The sequence below is a fragment of the Mixta mediterraneensis genome (genome assembly GCF_014946725.1).
In the GTDB taxonomy this organism is placed as follows: domain Bacteria; phylum Pseudomonadota; class Gammaproteobacteria; order Enterobacterales; family Enterobacteriaceae; genus Pantoea; species Pantoea mediterraneensis.
The window spans coordinates 36,666-58,961 of sequence record NZ_JACFXY010000016.1 but is presented as its reverse complement, the minus strand read 5'-3'; the positions used below and the strand labels follow the sequence as shown (position 1 = coordinate 58,961).

Below are 22,296 nucleotides of genomic sequence, written 5' to 3'. Positions count from 1 at the left end.
TGTAAAACACTAATCTCCACTCTGGTCTCCAATGTCATCATTGGCAGTGCCTTAAAACTGCCATTTTTACCCTAGGTGGGTCAGATTTACATCGGCAGGTGGGCCAGTTTTACATCGGTAGCGACACTTTCGCCGCATACTGACGCGATGGGAGAAGAAAGTCGAAAACTACGAGGCGATGCTGCATTTTGCTTGCAGCATCATTGTCTGGAATAAAATCCTTTTGGGATAGGTTCTAAGCACGAAAATGTCCGAAATTTTCCCGAAAACGTCATATCTGATCTAAACCATCACATACTCCTGACCGCGATAAACCAGATACTTTTTGGTCATCGAAAGGTTTTTATGGCCGAGCAACCTTTGCGCAAAATCTTCACCATTTTCTACTTCGTACAGTCGACTTGCAAAGCTTCGTATTTCGTAGAGAGAGGGGGGTTACTGCCGAATTGAATTTCACTTGCTCGCCGATCACCCCAGTTGATGGATTCGCTGATTATGTTGCTGAAGCAGCGCAGGAGCTTCACGATTTACAGGATGTCGCAGCTGTATTGAGAAAATTAGCAGAATATAACCAGGTCACGTAGTCGGTTTTTTATTTGCTGCGCATTAATCGGCGGACTTTTTTAGCTAATCAGCCATAAACGCCTGCTTTATTTGGGGATTTTTGTCGGCACGAGAGGATCTGACCCTCCGACATCTGACACCCCATGATAATGCGATATTTTCAGCGCTGGAATTAAGGACATAAAAAAAACCGGCGCTGAGGCCGGGCTGGGTAAATTATCTTCAGCAATTCGGATAAGAGCGGTAGTTTCGGCTGGAAAAACGTTCGAATATTTCCCGGCGGTCAGGGAGGCAGCTTTTTATGCACCTCAGTCTATAAAGCGCGCCCGCAAAATATTGCCTGGCGCGCCGCTATTGCCATTACGCCTGTCTGGGTTGTCCGTTTGACGCAGTAATCCCGCCGTCAACGGGCAGATTCACGCCCGTGATATAACGCGCATCATCGCTGGCAATAAAAGCGATTGCGCTGGCAATATCTTCTGGTTCACCAGCACGGCGTAATGCAATACGATCATAAAACTTATCCAGCAAAGCCTGATTATCTTTCATGTCTTGAGTTAAGTCTGTAAAAGTCAGACCGGGACAAATGGCATTAACACGTACGCCATCTTCACCATAATCCATGGCCAGCGATCGCGTCAGATTAGTGACAGCGCCCTTGGCCGCGTTATAAACGCTCATGCCCCAGTCACCGCCTAATCCTGAAACAGAAGAGATATTAACGACATTACCTTTGGTTTTTAATAACGCAGGCATGAAATAGTGTATGCAGTGAAATACGCCATCAAGATCGACCTTCATTAACTTTTTCCAGTCTTCAGGCGCTATTTCATGTATACGTCCTTGTACCACTATGCCAGCGTTATTGACTAAAACGTCGGTGCGGCCATATTTATCCTGCACTTTTGCTGCCAGCTCTTTAACCTGTCCGGCGTCAGAGACGTCACAAGGCGCAACAAGATGATCGCCTTTCGTTAGTGATGCCAGCGTGGTTTCCAGTTTCTTTTGCGTGCGGCCAATTAACACTACCGACGCACCTTCATCAGCAAAGCGCTTAGCGGTTGCCTCACCAATGCCTGAACCTGCACCGGTAACCACAACCACTTTTCCTGAAAATCGGGACATATTTTCTCCTTATCTGACATCTGGGTATCAAACTAAAATGACTCCAGCGCTGAGACGGATGCAAAAATTGAACGTTATTCACTTATAAAGCTAAGCACATTCCCTACAAAAATATGTAATAAATCAGCCAGATTATGCGCGTCGGCCATTAAGCAAGAATGAGTCGTGGATATAGCGCAGGGAGCACAACGTCTATAATTTCAAATATCAACAAACCGCTTCTCAGAAGAAGGCTTAATGATGAATTATCAATATTTGAACGGTGAAAACTGGCAAAAAATTTGGATTGTGGGGGATTTACATGGCTGCCGTAATCAGCTTGATGCGTTGTTACAGGCTCACGACTTCGATAAGCAGCAGGATTTATTGATCTCGGTCGGCGATCTCATTGACCGTGGCCCTGACAGCCCAGGCTGTCTGCAATTGGTGGAAGAGCCGTGGTTCCGCTGTGTCCGAGGTAACCATGAGGAGATGGCGCTGGAAGCGTTACAGGGTCACGGAATGAAGTTGTGGGAAATGAATGGCGGCGAGTGGTTTTGGCGGTTAAAAGGAACAGCGCTGATCAGTGCGCGACACGCACTCAGTCGCTTAAAAGAAATACCACTAATCCTGCACCTTCAACTTGACGAGCGCATTGTTGTCGTTGCCCACGCCGATTATCCTGCCGATCATTATGCATGGGAACAACCGGTTAACTGGCACGACGTGGTATGGAGCCGCAAACGTATTGATGGCCTGCAACATGGCAAATACGATCCCATCTCTGGGGCTGATGCTTTTTACTTCGGTCATACGCCGCTGCATCAACCGCTTGATGCAGCGAATCTTCACTATATCGATACTGGCGCGGTGTTTGGTAACCACCTTACGCTGGTGCGTGTGCAGTGATAATTAACGGAACAGGCGCCCGTCGCGGACTAACTCGCGCGGATAACTGTTTTTAATACGGTTTCCCACCTTCTTCGCTAACCCCAGCGGTTGCTGCTGATAGGTCACGATCATCTCATCACGCTCAGGCACGGACTCGGGATAGATGTCTCTGCCTCGATACCACTCTTCCGCTTCATTAGCCGTTAGTTCAAAAGCCTGACTGGAGCCGGGCCGGGCCAGCGCTACCACCGCTTCGTGCTGCCAGCGATAGCCTTTTGTAAAGGTCTCGGCAAGCTTCAGACCAATACGCGAAAATCGTACTTTACCCAACATTGGCGTGACGCTGGTCGGGAATAACCAAATTTCTTTATCGCGTTGCCATAGCGTCAGGGATGGGTCCCACGTTAACGATACAGCGGCGGCAGCCTGCACAATTTCACTTTCCAGTTTGCGACTAACCGGTGCAAATGGCAGTTTGCCGACTTTATAGGTCGGTTCAGGCAGGGGTGCTACGGAGGTGAGCTTGCGCAAACGTGCAACGAAAAATCCTTCACTGTCAAAAAGCTGCGGGAAAACGTGCAAATAACCTTCTGGTGTAGCGGCCTGGGCTGCGTCATCGAAAAGATCGTTAAGCGGAGTAATTTCAACCGCCCCAGGATAACGCTTAAGCAGCCAGGCAATCACCTGCTGATTCTCAATCTGGTTGAGGGTACAGGTGGAGTACACCAGTGTGCCGCCGGGCTTTAGCGCATGGAAAGCGCTGTCGAGTAAATCTCTTTGGGTGGCAGCAATGTCGGCGGTACTTTCCAGGGTCCGGTTTTTCATCGCGTCAGCATCTTTACGGATTACCCCTTCGCCAGAGCAAGGCGCATCCAACAGGATGTCAAACATTTCCGGTAGCGCGGGACCAAACACGCGTGCATCAAAATGCGTCAGCGCGGTATGACTGACACCGCAGCGGCTAATATTCGCGTGCAGAACTTTCACCCGGCTGGCGGAAAATTCATTAGCGAGGATGACGCCCTAATTATTCATTCGCGCCGCGATTTGTGTGGTTTTCGAGCCTGGCGCAGCAGCCATGTCCATGATTGCACTGGCATCGCTTACGGCGTCGAACAGCGCGGTAACCGGCAACATGGAGCTGGCTTCCTGGATATAGAACAGGCCACTCAGATGCTCAGCCACGCTGCCCAAAGGCAGGCTTTCGTCTTCTCGCGTAATCCAGAAACCTTCGTTACACCAGGGTACTGGCGTCAGTTGCCAGCCATAACCGGCAATTTGCGCCAGAAAACGGGCAACGCTGATTTTCAGCGTATTAACGCGAATGCTGCGGCGTAGGGGCTGCTGACAAATGGCGATGAAGCGGGCAAAGGTGGCCTCATCTGGCAGGCTTTGACGCATTAGCGTGAGGAAATCGGCTGGGAAAAGCGAAGAAGAGTCCGACACAGGTAATATCCAGTAGAAGCAAAGGCGGGAAGTGTATCACGCGGAAATGAAACGGGCAGCCTGGCTGCCCGTTTTGCTTAGGGTTGATTTGGGTCCGGTATTGCCGTGCCCCAGCTGCGCCAGTCTTTCGGCGCTTCATCTTGCAACAGAAAATGCTTATCGGCCGTTGCCTGGGGAGCCAGCGGCACGGTTGGTGGCGTGGCAAACTGAATACCACCGCGAATAAACTGCTGGAAGGTACCGGTTTTCACTACACCACCGATTAAGCCAAAGTCGAGGTTGTAACCCGACGCCAGCCAGAACACGGAGTTGTTGCGCACCAGATGCTGATATTTTTTGCTGATGCGCAGGGCAATCTGTACGCGATCGGCCATATTGCCCAGCGACGTCCCGGTCACGGTGCCAACCTCAACGCCACGGAACAGCACTGGCGTACCCAGCGATAACGATCCGGCTTCGGCGGCATCCACGTAGATATTTAGCCCGTTCAGATAACGGGAATCAGTAATCGTGCTTTCCTGCAATTCAAACGTCCGTGCCGCGCGGCCTTTGCCCGGATCGACGTTGACATAAGGCTGCAACAGCGTTTCCAGATGGTTCACGCCGGTCGCGGAAATTTCTGGGGAAACTACGGAGAAGCGGCTGCCGCTGCGGGCAAAGTCCTGAACGTACTCAGGGTAAAGCACCGCTTTCGCCAGCACCTGATTGTTATCCTTACTCAGCGATAAAGATTCAACTTGCCCCACATTGATGCCAAGATAACGAATCGGCATTCCTGCAGACAGCTTGCTGGCGTCATAGGTATGCAGGGTAATTTGACTCCCCACCGCTTTTGCCGCCGTTTCCGAAGGATAAAGCACACGTCTGGCACCTTTCGTGGATACCGCGCCACTGAGATTATCGAAGCTAATCGCGCCTTTTAATGCGCGATTAAGCGGTGAAGCCTGTACCGTCAAACCACTGCCGTTGAGCTGGACACGTGCGCCACCCTCCGCCCAGAACACACTTTCACTTGTCAGTAACTTACGGTATTCCGGCTGAATATGTACCGCGATTTCAAACGCATTGGCATGTGGCGTCACTTTGGTTATTTCACCTACCTGATATTTGCGATACAGCACGACTGAACCAGACTGCACATCTGGCAGACTGTTCGCTGTCAGTGTCAGGGTTGTTGAAGGGCTGTCGCCAATAATGCCTTCAGCGGCTTTATCGGCATCCGCAAATAATGGGTAGCTCGGCTTCACGTTTCCTTGTTTGCCCGGCTCTAACCGAATGCCGCCATCCACCCATTCACGCGCGCTGGCGCCTATTACCTGCATACCATCCAGCCCCAATTTCACATCAAGGTGACTATTCACAATAAATTTACTGTCGCCATGGATCAGTTGCCGATGTTCAGGCGCCACGGCGACGACAAAATTCACGCCATGTTCATCCAGGCTACGCGACATTACCTGACCAATCTGCATGCCGTACAGCATCAGCGGCTGGCCGGCATCAATGCCGTAACTTTCTGGCGCGCTCAGTTTAACTGTCAGCACATGCGGTTTTTGCAATAGCGATTCGTTGGAAGGCAGCACGGTGAAATGCTGCTGTGGCTGACCTTCGCCGGGAATCAGCTCGAAAGTATTACCGGTTAACAGGCTGCTGAGGCTGGTATCGGTCAGGCTGATTTTAGGGCTTCGCATTTCAATGCGCGTTCCGGTGCGCATCAGACCAACCACGGAAGGGTCGATGGTCAGCTCGCCCGTGACTTTTCCACCATCTTTCAGGTTCAGCCTGGTCAGCGTGCCGACTTCAAGCCCCTGATACATCAGTGGCGTGCTGCCCGCTTTCAGATTTTTGCCATCAGGCAAATCTAATGAAACGGAAACCCCACGCTGACTTTGGGCTAAATCAGGATAGAGCCGATAGTTTTGGTCGGCTTTAGCGGTTTCGGCACTCTCTGGGGAGTCGAAAGCGATCGCGCCGTTCACTAACGCGCCCAGGCTTTCAAGTTGTACTTTGGCCCCGCTCAGGCCGACATCCGCTTTTACGCCAGAAACATTCCAGAAGCGGCTGTTTGTTTTGACCAGATTAGTAAAGCGGCGATCGATCAGGACATCAATGGCGACGCCATCAGTGTTGCTGTTAAGGCTGTAATCATAAACGCGTCCCACCGGGATTTTGCGATAATACACCTGCGAACCGGTATTCAACGAACCTAGATCAGGCGCATGCAAATGGATCAGCAGCTCGCCGGTATTCACCCGATATTTTGGCTGTGTATCCAGCGCGGTGAAGTTCTCGCGCGGCTTGCCATCGCCTGGCATCATGCCGATATAGTTGCCGCCTACTAATGCATCTAAACCCGAAACGCCCGCCAGAGACGCTTTTGGCGTTACCAGCCAAAACTGGGTGTTTTCACGCAGCGCGTCGCGCATATCACTTTTAATACTGGCTTTGATCTGGATGCTGCGATAGTCATCGCTCAGATTAATGTTCTGCACGGTGCCGACTTCAACGCCCTGATAACGGATCGGGGTACGCCCCGGTACGATGCCATCCGCCGTCTGGAAGTTAATCGTGATGGTGGTGCCGCGCTCTTGATAGTTTGTCCATAGCAGCCAGCTCGCAATCAGCATCGCGATAATGGGCAGCAGCCAAAAGGGCGAAACCTTACGCTTATTACGCAGCGTGGCGTTAGTCGGTGTAGTCGGCGTTTCCTGTTGCATGTGCATCCCAGAGCAGGCGGCTGTCTAGACATTCAACAGCCATAATGGTGAGGATTACGGCTGCGCCAAAATATAAAGCGGCCGGTCCCATGGTAAAAGCCAGTAGTTGATCGCGATTGACCAACGACATGGTTAATGAAATGACGAATAAATCCAGCATCGACCAGCGTCCCACCCAGGACACCACACGCAGCAGCCGGATGCGGGTTTTTAAACCCTGTTCACAGCGGAAATGAATGCTGAGCAGCAGCGTTAGCATCACTAATATCTTGGTGAAGGGCACCAGAATACTGGCAATAAACACGACAGCGGCGACCGGAATATTGCCAGAGGCTAATGACAGAATGCCGGAAAAAATGGTGTCTTCGCGCCGTGCGCCATTGACGTAAACAATGGAAATGGGCAGTAAATTAGCCGGAATAAGCAGTACGATTGAGGCAATGAGCGCAGACCAGGATTTTTGCAAACTGTGACGACGCCGGAGGTCGAGCGGCGTATGGCAGCGTGGGCAGCGCCCTCGTGCGTCTGGCATGCCGGTATTGTGGCAATTGAGGCAGACCTGAAGTTTATCACGAGCGGCATTATCAGGCTGCTGTGGATAAAAGTGATCCCACAGTTGCTCAATATTGAGATGAATCAGCGTCAATAAACTTAATAGCGTCAACGCAATATATGCCACCAGACCATAGCCAGTCTCAAGCGTGGCGTAATCCTGAACTTTAATTGACGCAACAGCGATGCCGATCAGATAAATATCCAGCATCACCCACTCCTTAAGCTTTTCCAGCATCAGCAAAGCGGGGCGCAGGTTCATGCCTAAACGATGTCCGATACCCAGATAGCAAATGCCGGCAACCAGCGTGACCGGGGCGCCAATGGTGCAAAAGGCGACCATTGATGCGGTCAGCGCGTTACCTTGCTTCGTCATTTGGATCACGCCTTCGAGAAGGTTGGCGTCAATACGCATACCGAGCAGGCGAATATCCACCAAAGGCAGGCTAAACGCGATGGGCATTAACACCATCATGGTGGCGGCCATCGCCATTAAGCGCGTCATTGACCAGTCCCGTCCGCTTATAATCTGCGCGTTACAACGGGGACAATAGGCGGACTGATGCGATTTCACATCCGGTAAGGAAAAAAGGGTATCGCATTGCGGACAACGCTGATAACGTGCGTGAGGCAATGCCTGGCTGATAGCGTGAATTTTCATAGAGTGAGACAATTTTTGTTCATCGTTCGTGACACCTATCGGTCGTTTAGACGTTGCCTGTGTGCCGGTTACAGGCATCACGCTTCGATCCACAGATTGCTAAGGGTATAGCAACTAACGCTATGATTCACCTTGTCGCTCTGGATATTTAGTGCTTATTTTTAACGAGCGAACGTTAATTTGCTCAGTTGTCATTGGTAACGGTTGAATAATGAACAAAAGTGCCTTTTACGCCGATTTGAATCGCGATATGCGCGCCTTACTGGCAGGAGAAACGGCGTTCCTCGCCGCGATGGGTAATTTTAGCGCGCTGCTGTATGAACGTCTTGAAGGGGTCAACTGGGCAGGTTTCTATCTGCTGACGGAAGCTGATACCTTAGTGCTGGGGCCGTTTCAGGGCAAAATTGCCTGCGTACGTATTCCCGTAGGCAAAGGGGTTTGTGGTACGGCATTGGCTGAAGATAAAGTGCAACGCATTGATAATGTGCACGCCTTCCCTGGCCATATCGCCTGTGACGCCGCCAGCAACGCAGAGATTGTGATTCCTCTGAAAGTGAATGGCACTGTGGTTGGTGTACTTGATATTGACAGTATTGAATACGATCGCTTTGATAGCGATGACGAAGCGGGGTTAGTCACCCTTACTGATGGGCTTTGCGAAGTGCTTGCGGGCAGCGATTTAGAAAAATATCTGCATCTGACGCGCAGCTAATCGGCTGGATCACATGGCATTTAGCGATGTTGTCATTATAATGTCGCCTGTTCATGCCTGCTCTGGTCGGCAAACCCGTTGTAATCAGGAAATTTCATGGAAAATCAACCTAAGTTGAATAGCAGTAAAGAAGTCATTAGCTTTCTGGCGGAGCGCTTTCCGCACTGCTTTAGCGCTGAAGGTGAAGCGCGCCCGCTCAAAATCGGCATCTTTCAGGATCTGGTCGAGCGTGTTCAAGGCGAAATGGGCCTGAGCAAAACTCAGTTGCGTTCAGCGCTGCGTCTTTATACCTCCAGCTGGCGTTATTTGTACGGCATCAAAGCCGGCGCGACGCGTGTTGACCTTGACGGCAATGCCAGTGGCGTGCTGGATGAACAGCACGTAGAGCATGCGCGTAAGCAACTGGAAGAAGCGAAAGCGCGCGTTCAGGCGCAGCGTGAGCAGCAGCGAGCCGCCCGACGTGAAGCCGGTGAAGGTGAAGAGGGCGCAGCACCACGTCGTCCACGGAAACCCGCGCCTCGCAAGCCAGCAGAAGGTGAAGCTGCGCGTAAACCGCGCCCGCAAACTGAGCGTGCTACCGCCTCACAGAGCCGCAAACCAGCGCCCCGCCCGGCACAGACTAAACCCATCACTGATACCTCAACTTTGCAACCCGGCCAGAGTATTAAAGTTAAAGCAGGCAAAAGTGCAATGGACGCTACCGTGCTTGAAGTATCAAAAGACGGCGTTCGGGTGCAGCTCGCTTCCGGCATGGCAATGATTGTGCGCGCAGAACATTTACAGTTCTGAAACGGAGGCTGACCCCGGCATGAACACCCTTTTTAAAGTTGGACTTATTGCGGGCCTGCTGTTGTCAGGCCCTTCCTTTGGCGCAGAGAACATTACCCGCACCGATCAAATCCCACAGCTACATGAAGATGCACAAGACCCGACTGTCAGCGAACGCGTTACCTCACGTTTTACCCGCTCGCACTATCGGCAGTTCGATCTGAATCAGGATTTTTCAGCCAGGATTTTTGATCGTTATCTGAATATGCTTGATTACAGCCATAACGTGCTGTTGGCGTCTGATGTTGCCCAGTTTGCCAGCAAGAAAACCCTGCTGGGTGATGAACTGCGTAGCGGCAAGCTAGACGTGTTTTATCACCTCTATAATCTGGCGCAAAAACGCCGTTTTGAGCGCTATCAATATGCGCTGAGCGTGCTGAATCGCCCGATGGATTTTTCCGGTAATGACACCATTGACATTGACCGCGCTAAAGCGCCCTGGCCAAAAGACCAGGCTGAGCTGAACGCGCTGTGGGATGCCAAGGTTAAATACGATGAGCTGAGCCTTAAGCTGGCAGGTAAAGACGAAAAAGCGATCCGCGAAGTCCTGACTAAACGCTATAACTTTGCCATCCGCCGTCTGGCTCAAAGCAACAGCGAAGATGTATTCCAGCTGGCAATGAACGCTTTTGCCCACGAAATTGATCCGCATACTAACTATTTATCGCCGCGTAACACCGAGCAATTCAATACCGAAATGAGCCTGTCGCTTGAAGGTATCGGTGCGGTGCTGCAAATGGATGAGGATTATACCGTGATCAACTCCATGGTCGCAGGGGGGCCGGCAGCGAAGAGCAAATCTATTAACGTGGGCGATCGCATCGTCGGCGTTGGTCAACCGGGCAAGCCGATAGAAGATGTGATTGGCTGGCGTCTGGATGATGTGGTAGCAAAAATTAAAGGCCCGAAAGGCAGTAAGGTTCGCCTGGAAGTGTTGCCAGCGGGTAAAGGCACGAAAACGCGCACCGTGACGCTGACGCGTGAAAAGATCCGCCTTGAGGATCGTGCCGTGAAGATGTCGGTGCATAACGTCGGTAAAGCCAAAGTCGGCGTGCTGGATATTCCTGGCTTCTACGTAGGGTTGACGGACGACGTTAAAGTACAGCTGCAAAAATTGCAGAAGCAGAACGTCGATAGCATCGTTATCGATCTGCGGACCAATGGCGGCGGTGCGTTGACCGAAGCGGTGTCATTATCAGGTTTGTTCATCCCAGGCGGCCCGGTGGTGCAGGTACGGGATAACAATGGTCGCGTGCGAGAAGACAGCGATAACGACGGCATTGTTTACTACAAAGGTCCGCTGGTGGTGTTAGTCGATCGTTTTAGCGCCTCCGCCTCGGAGATCTTTGCTGCGGCAATGCAGGATTATGGTCGTGCATTGATCGTTGGTGAACCGACCTTCGGTAAAGGCACGGTGCAACAGTATCGTTCGCTGAACCGCATTTACGATCAGATGCTGCGGCCGGAATGGCCTGCGCTGGGCTCGGTCCAGTACACCATTCAGAAGTTCTATCGTATTAACGGTGGTAGCACGCAGCGTAAAGGCGTGACGCCCGATCTGCTGATGCCAACGGGCGTCGAGGCAGCGGAAACCGGTGAGAAGTTTGAAGATAACGCCTTGCCGTGGGACAGCATTAACGCAGCAACTTACGTGAAAACCGGCGATGTAAAACCGCTGGTTCCGCAGCTGACGAAAGATCATTCGGCGCGTATCGCTCAGGATCGTGAATTCCAGTACATCATGAAAGATATTGCGCGTTTCAATGCGATGAAAGACAAGCGCAACCAGGTGTCGCTCAATCTTGCTCAACGCGAGAAAGAGAATCACGAAGAGGATGCATTACGTCTGGCACGCATTAATGCGCGTTATCAGGCTGAAGGCAAAAAACCTCTGAAGAACCTGGATGATTTGCCGAAAGATTATAAAGAGCCTGATCCTTATCTGGATGAAACCGTGAAGATCGCTCATGATCTTGCGCAGCTGGATAAATCCCAGCCAGAAACGCAAGCGGCCAGCGCTAAATAAGCGGCTACCGTCAGTAAAAAGCACCGTTCAGCGGTGCTTTTTTTTGCCTGCAATCCGGCGGTCTTTGCCATTTATTAATGTTGCTAAGCAGAGTGAAATAGTGCCGACAGGTTAAAGCGTGACTGAATGTAAAGTTATGTCTTTTTAGGCACTTAAACGTTAAGTTTGCTTGAAAAGCCGCGCAATGCTCATAGGATATATATCCGCGCATAAGCGCGTGAACTACTGAGGAAGATTAACCGTTATGATGCGTATTGCTCTTTTCCTGATGACCAACCTGGCTGTGATGTTGGTATTCGGGCTGATTCTCAGCCTGACAGGGATCCAGTCAAGCAGTGTTCAGGGCCTGATGATTATGGCGGGCCTGTTTGGCTTCGGCGGTGCGTTTGTTTCACTGCTGATGTCGAAGTGGATGGCGTTGCGCTCAGTCGGCGGTGAGGTCATTGAGCAACCGCGCAATGAAACGGAGCGTTGGTTAATGAATACCATTGGACGTCAGGCGCAGCAGGTCGGTATTAAGATGCCGCAGGTTGCCATTTATCACGCACCAGACATCAACGCATTTGCTACTGGTGCACGTCGTGATGCGTCGCTGGTTGCGGTATCCACCGGTTTATTGCAAAACATGAGCCGCGATGAAGCCGAAGCCGTGTTAGCCCATGAAGTCGCGCATATCGCCAATGGCGACATGATCACCATGACCCTGATCCAGGGCATTGTGAACACCTTTGTCATCTTTGTTTCGCGTATTTTGGCACAAATTGCAGCCGGTTTTATGTCAGGTAACCGTGACGATGAAGAGAGCGGAAATGGCAATCCGCTGGTCTATTTTGCCGTTTCGATGGTACTGGAACTGGTATTTGGTGTGCTCGCCAGCATCATTACTATGTGGTTCTCACGTCATCGTGAATTTCACGCCGACGCCGGCTCGGCCAGACTGGTTGGCCGTGAGAAGATGATTGCCGCGCTACAGCGCCTGAAAACCAGCTATGAACCGCAGGAACCCAGCAGCATGATGGCGTTCTGCATCAACGGTAAAGGCAAGTCATTTAGTGAGCTGTTTATGTCTCACCCGCCGCTTGATAAGCGTATTGAAGCGCTGCGTAGCGGTCAGTATCTGAAGTAAGCAGTGACAGGCAGTAAAAAAGCGACGGAAACGTCGCTTTTTTGTGCCAGTTGATTAGCTGTTAACGCGGTTTTGCGTCATGCGCGTCAGACTAACTGCCGCTACACTGGAAAATGCCCCTGCGAGCAACAGCGATGCATGAGTACCATTGTTATTAAACAGGTTAAAGAGCAGTGCGACTAACGCCGCCACCATGCTTTGGCCAAATAAACGCGCCGTACCGAGCATCCCGCTGGCGGCACCGCTGCGATTAGGCGGGGCGGAAGTAATGATGGTGTGATTATTGGGTGACTGAAACAGACCGAAACCCGCGCCGCACAGCATCATACGCCAGATGATGTCCCCGTTCTGTGGCTGCGAGGGTAGCATTGCCAGAAGAAACAAGCCAGCCGCGAACATTGCTAAGCCAATTCCACCTAATAAACCGGCATGCAAACGCCCAATCAGACGTCCTGCAACCGGGGCAAAAACCATGGTTGCCAGCGGCCATGGCGTGAGCAGCAAACCGGTTGCCACTTCATCACGTCCCAAAACATCCTGCAGGAAAAACGGCAGCGAAACCATTGCCAGCATCTGCGCGCAAAATGAACATACTGACGTTCCCAGCGACAAGCTAAAAATGGGAATACGTAGCAAATCTACAGGCAGCAGTGGTACGGGCATACTGAGCTGGCGACGAATAAAGAACCAGCCGAGAATCAGCACTGCGATAACTTCCCTCAATATAAATAAATGGCTCAGCCCCTGTGAAAAACCGCTTAGGGCTGAAATCAGTAGACCGAAGAACAGGGCATTCATAATAGCGCTGGGAATATCGAATTTTTGCGATTTAGCCTTTTGCTGATTATCCGGCAGATAACGCAGCGCGAACCACAACGCAATCGCACCTAGCGGCACGTTGATTAAAAACAGCCATTTCCAGCTTGCTACCGACAGGATTACGGCGGCAACAGTAGGCCCTGCCGCCGTTAAAACCGCCACAATCAGTGAATTGATCGCCATACCGCGGCCAAGGTGACGTTGGGGATAGATAATACGTATCAGTGCGGTATTCACGCTCATCAACGCAGCGCCACCAAAACCTTGTAGCACGCGCGCGAAGGTGAGCATATCCAGGGTGGAAGACAGGGCGCAAAACAGAGAGGTCACGATAAACAGAGCGAGACCAGCCTGATAAACGCGACGATAGCCCAGCATATCGCCAAGAAAAGACAGCGACAGCAGCGAAACGATAATGGCGATCTGGTAGGCATTGACGATCCATACCGACTCAGCCGCGCTGGCATTCAATTCGCGGGAAATGGTGGGTAACGCGACATTAGCAATCGCGCCATCCAGCACCGCCATTGTAATACCCAAAGCAATAGTAAGAATGGCACCGTAACGTTGTGGAACCGGTAATCCATCTTGAACAGGGGGAGGAGTCATAGGGCTGAGTCGTGCCAATAAGTGAAGTAGGTGAATATCACCATGCTAATGAATTTGCTGTGAAAAAGCACCGCGTTTTGTGACGAAATGTATCTTCAAATATGTCTTATGACTTAATCGATTGCCGCCGCATTGAGCATCACACTATACTGGCCGCTCGTTCCGTTTTTTTTGAAACAGGTTTAGACAGGTGCGTGATGTCCTCAGGTGATAACGACAAACAGCCAGATTCGGTTTCTTCAGTATTGAAAGTATTCGGCATTTTGCAGGCGCTCGGTGAAGAACGCGATCACGGCATTACAGAGCTCGCGCAGCGTGTGATGATGTCAAAAAGTACCGTTTATCGCTTCCTGCAAACGATGAAAACACTCGGCTACGTGACGCAGAAAGGGGAAAGCGAAAAGTATTCGCTGACGCTTAAACTGTTTGAGCTGGGAGCTAAAGCGCTGCAAAATGTTGATCTGATCCGCAGCGCAGACGTGCAGATGCGCGAATTGTCGCGGCTGACCAAAGAGACAATTCACCTTGGCGCGCTGGAAGAGGACAGCATTGTCTACATCCACAAAATCGATTCTTTATACAATCTGCGCATGTATTCGCGTATCGGTCGCCGTAATCCATTACACACCACTGCGATCGGTAAAGTGCTGCTGGCGTGGCGCGATCGCAGCGAAGTAAAGGAAATTTTGCGTGAAGTTGAGTTTAAGCGCAGCACTGTGAATACCCTCGTCAGTGCCGAGGCCTTACTTGAAGTGCTGGATCAGGTAAAAGAGCAGGGTTTTGGTGAGGACAACGAAGAGCAGGAGGAAGGGTTGCGCTGTATCGCGGTGCCGGTGTTTGATCGTTTTGGCGTGGTTATTGCCGGGCTAAGCATCTCTTTCCCAACCATTCGCTTTTCTGACGATGCGAAACAGGATTATGTGGCAATGCTGCACCGTGCGGCACGCACGCTGTCATCTGAAATGGGGTATCATCAATATCCATGCTGAAAAAAGCGGGCTAATCAGCCCGCTTTGTTTTGCTAATTATTTACCACTTCACCACTTTTCTTCAGTACCGGGCAATCGGTAACGCCTACCACGCCGCTGTCAGTGCGCAGATATTGGACTGTAATTACGCCACGCGCCGTAAGGTAACTACACTGCAATCCCAATCCCGCAGCGTTCTTATTGCTGCCTGTTAACACACCGTAACCGGTGAAAAGCATTGCCAGCCAGATAATGCCAATCACGACGATCGCCCGCATAAAGAATTTCATTTTGTCTCCTTGTGATACATAACGCAGCTATCCACTTATTGCTGCTACTCGTAATAATAACAGCATGCCTCGCTTTTCTCGCTGGAGCGATCAGAGATAACTGAAACGGGAAAATCTGCATTGCAACCAGACCCATTATCATTTTCTCTTGCTCAGCGTAGAATGTGCGGTTGAACCGTTGTTTGATAGGCGTTTTTATAAGACGAGGCCGTTATGAATGAAGTAGCCGCAAATTCTGGTCCGCTGGTAAGTTACGGCGTGCTGGTTATCATCCTGCTGGTGGCGTTTATCGCCTGGTTTTTTGTTAACCGCTCCAGCGTTCGCGCCAGCGAGCAGATTCAGTTGCTGGAATCTTTGCTGGAAGAGCAGAAAAAACAAAATACCTTATTACGCCGTCTGGTTGATGCCCAGCCGGGTTATGAAGGAAAGAAAAGCGGAGAAGGAACGGATAAGCGCGATTTTATCCGGTTGATTCCAGAACGTTAATCATACATGGAGGCTGGATGGCCTGGAAAAATCCCTGGTTTGATGGAAGTAAACGACACCATACGCCTGAAGGCTTCCGCAATCTTGAACCTGATTCGCGCCAGGAGGGTGATTTACAACGCTGGCGCAAAGAGCGAAAAGCACAGGGCCTGCCATACCCACCGCAGGCTGGCTATCCTGCTTTTATCAAACACTGGTGGCATCTCGCAGACCTGAGCGGAGAGGATGATCGCGTCTGGTGGCTGGGTCATGCCGCGCTGCTTTTACGTCTGAACAAGCACTATGTGTTGATTGATCCTGCTCTGTCGAAGCGCGCATCGCCGTTGCCTTTTATTGGGCCGCAGCGTAAAACGCCGGTGCCGCTGGACATCCGTCATTTACCACGCCTGGATTACGTCTTAATCTCGTATAATCATTATGATCATCTCGATAAACCCACGGTAAAACGAATCATGCGGCATTTCCCACAGGCTACCTTTATTGTGCCGCTGGGTTTGGGCCGCTGGTGTCAGAAAAATGGCGTGCGGCATGTGCATCAACTTGACTGGTGGCAGCATACCGAGTTTGCTGATATTCGCATTGATGCCGTTCCTGCTCGTCACTGGAGTATGAGAACGCTTTACGACCGGAACCGTTCTTTGTGGTGTGGATGGGTGATCAGAACACCGACATTGCGTTTCTGGTTTTCAGGGGACAGCGGATATTCAGAAAAGCTGGTTGAAATTGTTGATCGACTCGGGCCTTTTAACCTCGCCGCATTGCCTGTCGGCGCTTATGCACCAAAATGGTTCATGGGTGGCCAACACATGGACCCTGAACAATCTGTTTCATTATGGCGTGCGATAGGTAAGCCCATGACGATCCCGATTCACTGGGGCGTATTTGAGCTGGCTGATGAATCCATTGATGAACCGCCTGCTGAACTTATGCGTGCATTGCAAAATGCGGGCGAGGTGAATGCACGTTTCTCAGCATGGCGAATAGGTGAAAGCCGAAGTCTGGAGAATATAAACCAGGAAAATTCCTAAAATTATACTGATTAGTTACGTATAATGGCGTTTTTCCAGAAGGGATTTTTCCTATCCAAAGGAAAAAATATAATAAACAAAATGTGCGCCATTGCTTTTATTTGGAGCAGGTAAAAAACGTTTCCTGATTGTGGTGCAATAATTTATGCAGGATGTATGGATTAAATTGTGCTGTACAGGTTTAACGTTTCGCTTATCTTTGTTTAGTGTTAGCGCGACATTAATTAACTTTTATGATGCCATATTTATGCAATATATTTTTTATAAGGTGATCTATTGGGTCGGGCAGGATGAGTGCCAGGTTGATCGATTGTCAGTGCTAAGCAGGACAGGCAAATAGCGTATCCTTATAATTTTCGTAATAAACGCTGACTGTGTTTTGTACCAAAAAGGACAAACTCTGCGAGCTGTTTGGCAATTATGCGTGAAGCTTCAATTCCCTCTGAAAAATGGCTTGCCATTAATTAACGGATATGTGATAACAATTCGTGGGTTAAACGAGATACAGTTCTGTTTATGTATGGCATCTTCAGTAAAGAAGTTACGAGTAAAGACGTTGACGTTGAATACCGCTTCCTTGCCGAACCTTAAATAAGTGCCTCATTCAGTAATGTCTCTGGTTTCTCTGTAGGTCGGCCTCCGGGCAAAATAAACACTCTAAGGAATTTGCAAAATGGCAAAGATTAAAGGTCAGGTTAAGTGGTTCAACGAGTCTAAAGGTTTTGGTTTCATTACTCCTGCTGACGGCAGCAAAGATGTGTTCGTACACTTCTCTGCTATCCAGGGCAATGGCTTCAAAACTCTGGCCGAAGGCCAAAGCGTTGAGTTCGAAATTCAGGACGGCCAGAAAGGCCCAGCTGCAGTTAACGTAACTGCTATCTAATTTCGTTCACTGACTCGGTGCCTTGCACCCTGACACGAATCTTAAAGCCCTGGCTATCTGGCCGGGGCTTTCTTTATGCTTTCGATGCGGCAGGGTTCAGAGTACACTTCGGCGCGTCATTTTCTTCCGGAGTGTTTCATGTCGTTGATTTGTCCGTTATGTCATCTTCCCCTTATGCTTGTCGATCGCAGCTGGCGTTGTGACAATCATCATCAATTCGATCAGGCGAAAGAAGGCTACGTCAATTTGTTGCCCGTTCAACATAAAAATTCACGTGAGCCGGGCGACAGTGCGGAGATGATGCAGGCGCGGCGCGAATTTCTCCAGGCAGGGCATTATCAGCCGTTACGCGATCGGGTGGTGGAATTGCTTGCTGAGCATCTTGTGCAGAAGGATGCGCGTCTGCTGGATATAGGTTGTGGCGAAGGCTATTACACGGCGGCGATGGCTGCGTATTTTACCCAGGGGCAGATTTATGGTCTCGACGTGGCAAAAATGGCGATTCGTCTGGCCGCCAGACGTTACCGCGATATTCTTTTTTGCGTGGCATCCAGTCAACGCTTACCGTTTGCCGACGCCTCGTTAGAGGGTGTAGTCAGAATTTACGCGCCGTGTAATGAAGCTGAGCTGGCCAGGGTAATAAAACCCGGTGGAATAGTCCTCACGGTGACTCCGGGCGCATATCATTTACAGCAGCTTAAAGCGTTAATTTATCGTGAAGTGGCGCTGCATGCGCCGGAAGAAAAAGTCTATGCGAACTTCCGGCAAATAGGGCAACATTCGCTGCGTTATGACATGACGTTAACCGGAGATGAAGCGGCTAAATTATTGCAAATGACGCCATTTGCATGGCGCGCGCGGGAAGATGTGTGGCAGACATTAAAACAAAGCCAGCAATTTGCCTGTGACGCTGATTTTAGCCTGACGCTGTGGCAGCGTGACTAGCGCGCCTCGACTAACGTATTGTAAATACGCTCCAGATCGTCAAGCTGCTGCACGGCAATCAACAGGCGACGCTGTTCAAGTTGCATCACCAGAATACCGTCTTCAGAAAGATTCATGTGCTGAATACGGCGGTAATCAATCCATACGCCCGCATAAAACAGCCCGTTATTTTTCATCAGTAGCTTCGGTTTGCGCAGCCAGAATAGCCACAAGGCTAAGAAGCTCAGCACCAGCAACAGCGTGGTGGTCAGCTGTGGACCTTGATGCGAGACATTATTCCAGAGCAGGATTAACAGCAAGCCGATAAAAATCAGACTGTCGATTTTGTGCCGACGGCGAAGCGAAACGCACAGACGCGTTGGGCCATTACGACGGGGTAAAATGGCTTCATCATAGATGGCAAAAACCACCAGCGCCGCGATACACAGCGTGATGATGGTGTCAGTCAGTGACATATTTCTTCCTCAGGCGGTGCATTATCTCAGCCTTTTGTTTCGTTAAAACGTCGGGCGCTAAAGCCCCCGACGTTTCAATATTTACAGACCTAAGAAACCGATCCAATAACCCAGGATACCGATAACAAAGAAACCCACGATAATCCACAGCGCGTTCACTTTACGGCGTAACAGCCACATACAGGCGAAGGTCAGCAGCAATGGCACCACGCCAGGCATCAGCTGATCAAGGATGGACTGGACGGTAGTGACCGTGGTTTTCCCGGTCTGGTCAGTAATTCGTGACACCACCAGCGGGATATTCACATGCGTCCACTTATTCACCAGCGCGCCCATGACAAACAGGCCGAGAATCGACGCGCCCTCCGTCAGTTTTTGCAGGAAGCCACCGCCCATATCGCTGACAATATCAATCCCTTTGCGATAGCCATAGGCCACGCCGTAATAACGGGTCAGCAGGCGTACCAGGTTAAAGAGTATAAAGAACAACAGCGGCCCCAGCAGGCTGCCACTCATGGCGATACCGGCGCCTAAGGCGGCGAATACCGGGCGCACCGTGCCCCAGAAAATCGGATCGCCCACGCCAGCCAGAGGCCCCATCAAACCGACTTTGATGCCGTTGATTGCACCATCATCAATCGCTGCGCCGTTAGCGCGTTGTTCTTCCATCGCCATGGTGACGCCCAAAACTGGCGCGGCAACATAAGGATGAGTATTAAAAAACTCAAGGTGACGTTTGATCGCTTGTTTACGATCGTCATTATTCTCTGGATAAAGACGACGTATCACCGGCACCATTGAAAAACAGAAGCCAAGTGCCTGCATACGTTCGAAATTCCATGAACCCTGAAACAGATTTGAGCGCATAAATACTGCGCGAACATCACCTGGCGTCAGTTTTTTTTCAATCTTTGTAATATCTACCATGTTGTCACCTGCTCTTAATCAAGTTCGTTATCAAGGTCGTTAGCTGACGGGCCCGCCGCAGGCGCACCGGCCACGCGGTTATATTTAGGACTGAGCTGGATATACAGCACTGCCATCACGACACCTATTACGCCCAGCGCAACCAGATTGAAGTTGGTGAAAGCCGCAGTAACGAAGCCCAGATAAAAGAACGGCATCAGGTAGCCTGCGCGCATCATATTGATGACCATCGCATAACCGACTACTACGATCATGCCACCGGCGATGTTCAGGCCATTGGTAACCACTTCAGGGATTGAGTTGAGCAGCGAGTGAACCGCGCTGGTTCCGACAGAAATAGCGACAATCAACGCAGGGATCGCAATACGCATCGCTTGTAGCAGCAGCGCCGAGACGTGAATCCAGGAAAGAGCAGTCAGGTTACCTTTTTCAGCCGCTTTATCGGCAGCATGCTGGAAGGCGACAGTAATCGTTCGCACAATAATTGTCAGCACCTGTCCGGCCGCTGCCAGTGGGATTGCCAGCGCGATACCTGCACCCACGCTTTGACCTCCGGCAATAACCAGAATGGTCGAGATAATTGAGGCGAGGGCGGCATCAGGCGCAACGGCGGCACCAATATTCATCCAGCCCAGCGCAATCATCTCCAGCGTACCGCCGATGATAATCCCGGTTTTCATATCACCCAGTACCGCACCAACTAAGGTACAAGCGACCAGCGGACGGTGAAACTGGAATTCATCAAGAATCGATCCCATGCCAGCAATGCAGGCGACGATAAATATTAAAACAATTTGTAGCGTGGATATTTCCATCATACTTCTTGTCCTCAGCAGGATAGCGAAAATGAGCCCGCTTACGCAGGCACAGATGGCGGTAAATTACGCATTAACCTTCGCAATCAAATCCATCATGTTCAATTTCGGGTCGTTGGAGACTTTACGCACTTCGAGTTCAATATTGCGTTCATTCAGTTTTCGAAAAGCAGCGATGTCCTTGTCATCTACCGATACTGCGTTATTTACCTGCGTTTTGCCCTGACGGAACGCCATACCACCAATATTGACGGATTTAACATCAACTCCTTGTTCAACGATGCGCAACACATCGGTGGGATTGGTGAACAGCAACATAACGCGATCCTGCCCGTATTTCGGGTTATTCCATACGCGCACCATTTTATCGACATCGACAACATGGGCCGTTACGCCCGGCGGTGCAACCTGCGTCAACAGGGTTTTGCGCACGTGATCGTTGGCTACTTCGTCACTTACGACAATAATGCGTGACACGTTGGTTTCTTTGGTCCAGCGAGTAGCAACCTGACCATGGATTAAACGGTCATCGATGCGAACCAGGCCTATCTTCATATGCTCACCAGGTGCCATCGGTTTTTGCGCCTGTGCAGCAGCAGGGGCGGCCTTAGCGGGTGCGGGAGCTGCCTCTTCCTCTTTGGTTTTCAGGGCTTTTACACCTTCCCGGCCAGTTTCAACTGCGATGGCGACCAGTTCTTCGAAGCCCGGATCATCATCGCGCGCCATAAGCGTCTCGACCAACATCGGAATATTAACCCCGGCGATAACTTCATAATTTTCTTTGTCGACCACGATGCGGCTGGCGGCATTAAATGGGCTGCCGCCCCAGGTATCAACCAGGAACAGCACACCTTTTGCGGTATCTAATTCCGCCAGACGCGCCTGATATTTCTCAATAAGTGTTTCTGCATTTTCACCAGGCACGAAGTCGATCCATCCGACGTTTTCCTGCTCTCCCAACAGCATTTCTGCGGTTTTAAGCAGTTGTTCGGCTGCCCAGCCGTGTGTACCAATTACAATCGCAATGGTCACGTGCTACCTCCGTTCGCTAGAGAGGTTCATCTGAAGTTAATGAACCGTTAAGAGTTATCGCTTCGGTTACTAAAAAATTAACGTAGCCAGATCATCTGGATACGATGGGTAATTCATCGGTTATCGGTTTATGGGCGATAAGTTCGCGATTTATTTTAGTAATCGAAAAAATAAATTATGTGATGTTTGTCAGCTATTCGGTGCGTAGCGTCAGCGATTTAATTTTTTTGTACGCTTATGCCCCTGTGTTGCTCATTGTAAATGTAAGAAAATTTTTTGACGCCCTTATGCTAACTGGTACATTAACGATCTGTTTATAACTCAGGAGTAACGGGCATCAGCCCACCCTTATGGATCGTCATCGACGTCGTTTAACCTGTTCTTTGCGCCTGCTGGCGCGTCATCTCACGCC

At 50.5% G+C, this 22,296-nt stretch carries 21 protein-coding genes and 2 pseudogenes; 12 read left to right on the top strand and 11 right to left on the bottom strand.

Annotated features, from left to right (window positions below):
• Positions 1 to 127: 127 nt before the first annotated feature.
• Positions 128 to 232, top strand: a pseudogene (locus H2P46_RS23480) (IS5/IS1182 family transposase); the annotation flags it as partial.
• Between the two features lie 50 nt (positions 233 to 282).
• Here the strand turns inward: H2P46_RS23480 and H2P46_RS23345 are convergent.
• Together H2P46_RS23345 and budC are read right to left on the bottom strand one after the other, a co-directional pair.
• Positions 283 to 396, bottom strand: a complete 114-nt coding sequence (locus tag H2P46_RS23345) for a hypothetical protein (RefSeq protein ID WP_338103668.1) — start codon at positions 394 to 396, stop codon at positions 283 to 285.
• A 528-nt stretch (positions 397 to 924) separates the two neighbouring features.
• Positions 925 to 1,689 carry a meso-2,3-butanediol dehydrogenase gene (budC, locus tag H2P46_RS20440; protein ID WP_193406653.1) on the bottom strand — a complete coding sequence of 255 codons (765 nt, stop codon included), beginning with the start codon at positions 1,687 to 1,689 and terminating at the stop codon, positions 925 to 927.
• Positions 1,690 to 1,929: 240 nt separating this feature from the next.
• Here budC and H2P46_RS20435 point away from each other — a divergent pair, with 240 nt between their 5' ends.
• Positions 1,930 to 2,577 (top strand): metallophosphoesterase, encoded by a 648-nt coding sequence (locus H2P46_RS20435; RefSeq protein WP_193406658.1) that lies wholly within the window; start codon positions 1,930 to 1,932, stop codon positions 2,575 to 2,577.
• A gap of 3 nt (positions 2,578 to 2,580) precedes the next feature.
• Here the strand turns inward: H2P46_RS20435 and rsmF are convergent.
• The 3 genes and pseudogenes from rsmF to yebS form a co-directional block, all read right to left on the bottom strand.
• Positions 2,581 to 4,005: pseudogene (rsmF, locus tag H2P46_RS20430) on the bottom strand (16S rRNA (cytosine(1407)-C(5))-methyltransferase RsmF).
• Positions 4,006 to 4,082: 77 nt separating this feature from the next.
• Positions 4,083 to 6,722: a PqiB family protein gene (locus H2P46_RS20425; RefSeq protein WP_193406652.1), complete on the bottom strand. Its 2,640-nt coding sequence runs from the start codon at positions 6,720 to 6,722 to the stop codon at positions 4,083 to 4,085.
• Positions 6,691 to 7,935 carry a membrane integrity lipid transport subunit YebS gene (yebS, locus tag H2P46_RS20420; protein ID WP_193406657.1) on the bottom strand — a complete coding sequence of 415 codons (1,245 nt, stop codon included), beginning with the start codon at positions 7,933 to 7,935 and terminating at the stop codon, positions 6,691 to 6,693. The genes H2P46_RS20425 and yebS overlap by 32 nt, the downstream gene beginning before the upstream one ends.
• 211 nt (positions 7,936 to 8,146) lie before the next feature.
• Here yebS and H2P46_RS20415 point away from each other — a divergent pair, with 211 nt between their 5' ends.
• From H2P46_RS20415 to htpX, 4 genes are all read left to right on the top strand, one after another.
• Entirely contained in the window at positions 8,147 to 8,647 is a 501-nt protein-coding gene (locus H2P46_RS20415) for a GAF domain-containing protein (protein WP_193406651.1), read from the top strand.
• Positions 8,648 to 8,743: 96 nt separating this feature from the next.
• On the top strand, positions 8,744 to 9,436 hold the full coding sequence (gene proQ, locus H2P46_RS20410) for an RNA chaperone ProQ (RefSeq protein WP_193406650.1): 693 nt from the start codon (positions 8,744 to 8,746) through the stop codon (positions 9,434 to 9,436).
• Between the two features lie 19 nt (positions 9,437 to 9,455).
• Positions 9,456 to 11,501 carry a carboxy terminal-processing peptidase gene (prc, locus tag H2P46_RS20405; RefSeq protein ID WP_193406649.1) on the top strand — a complete coding sequence of 682 codons (2,046 nt, stop codon included), beginning with the start codon at positions 9,456 to 9,458 and terminating at the stop codon, positions 11,499 to 11,501.
• A gap of 244 nt (positions 11,502 to 11,745) precedes the next feature.
• The gene (gene htpX / locus H2P46_RS20400) at positions 11,746 to 12,627 is read left to right on the top strand and encodes a protease HtpX (RefSeq protein WP_193406648.1); all 882 of its coding nucleotides are present in this window, start codon (positions 11,746 to 11,748) and stop codon (positions 12,625 to 12,627) included.
• 54 nt (positions 12,628 to 12,681) lie between these two features.
• On the opposite strand, the gene H2P46_RS20395 is transcribed toward htpX, so the two are convergent.
• Complete coding sequence (locus H2P46_RS20395) at positions 12,682 to 14,055, bottom strand: MFS transporter (protein ID WP_193406647.1); 1,374 nt, start codon at positions 14,053 to 14,055, stop codon at positions 12,682 to 12,684.
• A gap of 197 nt (positions 14,056 to 14,252) precedes the next feature.
• Here H2P46_RS20395 and kdgR point away from each other — a divergent pair, with 197 nt between their 5' ends.
• Positions 14,253 to 15,044, top strand: coding sequence for a DNA-binding transcriptional regulator KdgR (gene kdgR, locus H2P46_RS20390; protein WP_193406646.1), 792 nt, complete (start codon positions 14,253 to 14,255; stop codon positions 15,042 to 15,044).
• A 32-nt stretch (positions 15,045 to 15,076) separates the two neighbouring features.
• Here kdgR and H2P46_RS20385 read toward each other — a convergent pair whose 3' ends face one another.
• The gene (locus tag H2P46_RS20385) at positions 15,077 to 15,313 is read right to left on the bottom strand and encodes a YobH family protein (RefSeq protein ID WP_193406645.1); all 237 of its coding nucleotides are present in this window, start codon (positions 15,311 to 15,313) and stop codon (positions 15,077 to 15,079) included.
• A 213-nt stretch (positions 15,314 to 15,526) separates the two neighbouring features.
• Between H2P46_RS20385 and H2P46_RS20380 the strand changes: the two genes are divergently transcribed.
• The 5 genes from H2P46_RS20380 to rlmA all read left to right on the top strand — a co-directional run bounded on the left by H2P46_RS20380 (position 15,527) and on the right by rlmA (position 18,655).
• Positions 15,527 to 15,799 (top strand): YebO family protein, encoded by a 273-nt coding sequence (locus tag H2P46_RS20380; protein WP_193406644.1) that lies wholly within the window; start codon positions 15,527 to 15,529, stop codon positions 15,797 to 15,799.
• Between the two features lie 17 nt (positions 15,800 to 15,816).
• Positions 15,817 to 16,827: an MBL fold metallo-hydrolase gene (locus tag H2P46_RS20375; protein WP_193406643.1), complete on the top strand. Its 1,011-nt coding sequence runs from the start codon at positions 15,817 to 15,819 to the stop codon at positions 16,825 to 16,827.
• A 516-nt stretch (positions 16,828 to 17,343) separates the two neighbouring features.
• Positions 17,344 to 17,418: a DUF2627 domain-containing protein gene (locus tag H2P46_RS20370; protein ID WP_110866451.1), complete on the top strand. Its 75-nt coding sequence runs from the start codon at positions 17,344 to 17,346 to the stop codon at positions 17,416 to 17,418.
• Positions 17,419 to 17,500: 82 nt separating this feature from the next.
• Positions 17,501 to 17,710 (top strand): transcription antiterminator/RNA stability regulator CspE, encoded by a 210-nt coding sequence (gene cspE / locus H2P46_RS20365; RefSeq protein ID WP_003852684.1) that lies wholly within the window; start codon positions 17,501 to 17,503, stop codon positions 17,708 to 17,710.
• A gap of 138 nt (positions 17,711 to 17,848) precedes the next feature.
• Complete coding sequence (gene rlmA / locus H2P46_RS20360) at positions 17,849 to 18,655, top strand: 23S rRNA (guanine(745)-N(1))-methyltransferase (RefSeq protein WP_193406642.1); 807 nt, start codon at positions 17,849 to 17,851, stop codon at positions 18,653 to 18,655.
• Here rlmA and H2P46_RS20355 read toward each other — a convergent pair.
• From H2P46_RS20355 to manX, 4 genes are all read right to left on the bottom strand, one after another.
• Complete coding sequence (locus tag H2P46_RS20355; RefSeq protein WP_193406641.1) at positions 18,652 to 19,110, bottom strand: DUF986 family protein; 459 nt, start codon at positions 19,108 to 19,110, stop codon at positions 18,652 to 18,654. The genes rlmA and H2P46_RS20355 overlap by 4 nt on opposite strands.
• 81 nt (positions 19,111 to 19,191) lie before the next feature.
• Positions 19,192 to 20,037: a PTS mannose transporter subunit IID gene (locus tag H2P46_RS20350; RefSeq protein WP_193406640.1), complete on the bottom strand. Its 846-nt coding sequence runs from the start codon at positions 20,035 to 20,037 to the stop codon at positions 19,192 to 19,194.
• Positions 20,038 to 20,051: 14 nt separating this feature from the next.
• Positions 20,052 to 20,852 (bottom strand): PTS mannose/fructose/sorbose transporter subunit IIC, encoded by an 801-nt coding sequence (locus tag H2P46_RS20345; RefSeq protein ID WP_193406656.1) that lies wholly within the window; start codon positions 20,850 to 20,852, stop codon positions 20,052 to 20,054.
• Positions 20,853 to 20,918: 66 nt separating this feature from the next.
• A complete protein-coding gene (gene manX, locus H2P46_RS20340; RefSeq protein WP_193406639.1) occupies positions 20,919 to 21,884 on the bottom strand; it encodes a PTS mannose transporter subunit IIAB in 966 nt (321 codons plus the stop codon).
• Positions 21,885 to 22,296 lie beyond the last annotated feature (412 nt).

What these genes read in the sequence shown, in the direction of transcription:
- budC (WP_193406653.1), bottom strand. Translation starts at nt 1,689, where the DNA reads ATGTCCCGATTTTCAGGAAAAGTGGTTGTGGTTACCGGTGCAGGTTCA.
- H2P46_RS20435 (WP_193406658.1), top strand. Translation starts at nt 1,930, where the DNA reads ATGAATTATCAATATTTGAACGGTGAAAACTGGCAAAAAATTTGGATT.
- H2P46_RS20425 (WP_193406652.1), bottom strand. Translation starts at nt 6,722, where the DNA reads ATGCAACAGGAAACGCCGACTACACCGACTAACGCCACGCTGCGTAAT.
- yebS (WP_193406657.1), bottom strand. Translation starts at nt 7,935, where the DNA reads ATGAAAATTCACGCTATCAGCCAGGCATTGCCTCACGCACGTTATCAG.
- H2P46_RS20415 (WP_193406651.1), top strand. Translation starts at nt 8,147, where the DNA reads ATGAACAAAAGTGCCTTTTACGCCGATTTGAATCGCGATATGCGCGCC.
- proQ (WP_193406650.1), top strand. Translation starts at nt 8,744, where the DNA reads ATGGAAAATCAACCTAAGTTGAATAGCAGTAAAGAAGTCATTAGCTTT.
- prc (WP_193406649.1), top strand. Translation starts at nt 9,456, where the DNA reads ATGAACACCCTTTTTAAAGTTGGACTTATTGCGGGCCTGCTGTTGTCA.
- htpX (WP_193406648.1), top strand. Translation starts at nt 11,746, where the DNA reads ATGATGCGTATTGCTCTTTTCCTGATGACCAACCTGGCTGTGATGTTG.
- H2P46_RS20395 (WP_193406647.1), bottom strand. Translation starts at nt 14,055, where the DNA reads ATGACTCCTCCCCCTGTTCAAGATGGATTACCGGTTCCACAACGTTAC.
- kdgR (WP_193406646.1), top strand. Translation starts at nt 14,253, where the DNA reads ATGTCCTCAGGTGATAACGACAAACAGCCAGATTCGGTTTCTTCAGTA.
- H2P46_RS20385 (WP_193406645.1), bottom strand. Translation starts at nt 15,313, where the DNA reads ATGAAATTCTTTATGCGGGCGATCGTCGTGATTGGCATTATCTGGCTG.
- H2P46_RS20380 (WP_193406644.1), top strand. Translation starts at nt 15,527, where the DNA reads ATGAATGAAGTAGCCGCAAATTCTGGTCCGCTGGTAAGTTACGGCGTG.
- H2P46_RS20375 (WP_193406643.1), top strand. Translation starts at nt 15,817, where the DNA reads ATGGCCTGGAAAAATCCCTGGTTTGATGGAAGTAAACGACACCATACG.
- cspE (WP_003852684.1), top strand. Translation starts at nt 17,501, where the DNA reads ATGGCAAAGATTAAAGGTCAGGTTAAGTGGTTCAACGAGTCTAAAGGT.
- rlmA (WP_193406642.1), top strand. Translation starts at nt 17,849, where the DNA reads ATGTCGTTGATTTGTCCGTTATGTCATCTTCCCCTTATGCTTGTCGAT.
- H2P46_RS20355 (WP_193406641.1), bottom strand. Translation starts at nt 19,110, where the DNA reads ATGTCACTGACTGACACCATCATCACGCTGTGTATCGCGGCGCTGGTG.
- H2P46_RS20350 (WP_193406640.1), bottom strand. Translation starts at nt 20,037, where the DNA reads ATGGTAGATATTACAAAGATTGAAAAAAAACTGACGCCAGGTGATGTT.
- H2P46_RS20345 (WP_193406656.1), bottom strand. Translation starts at nt 20,852, where the DNA reads ATGGAAATATCCACGCTACAAATTGTTTTAATATTTATCGTCGCCTGC.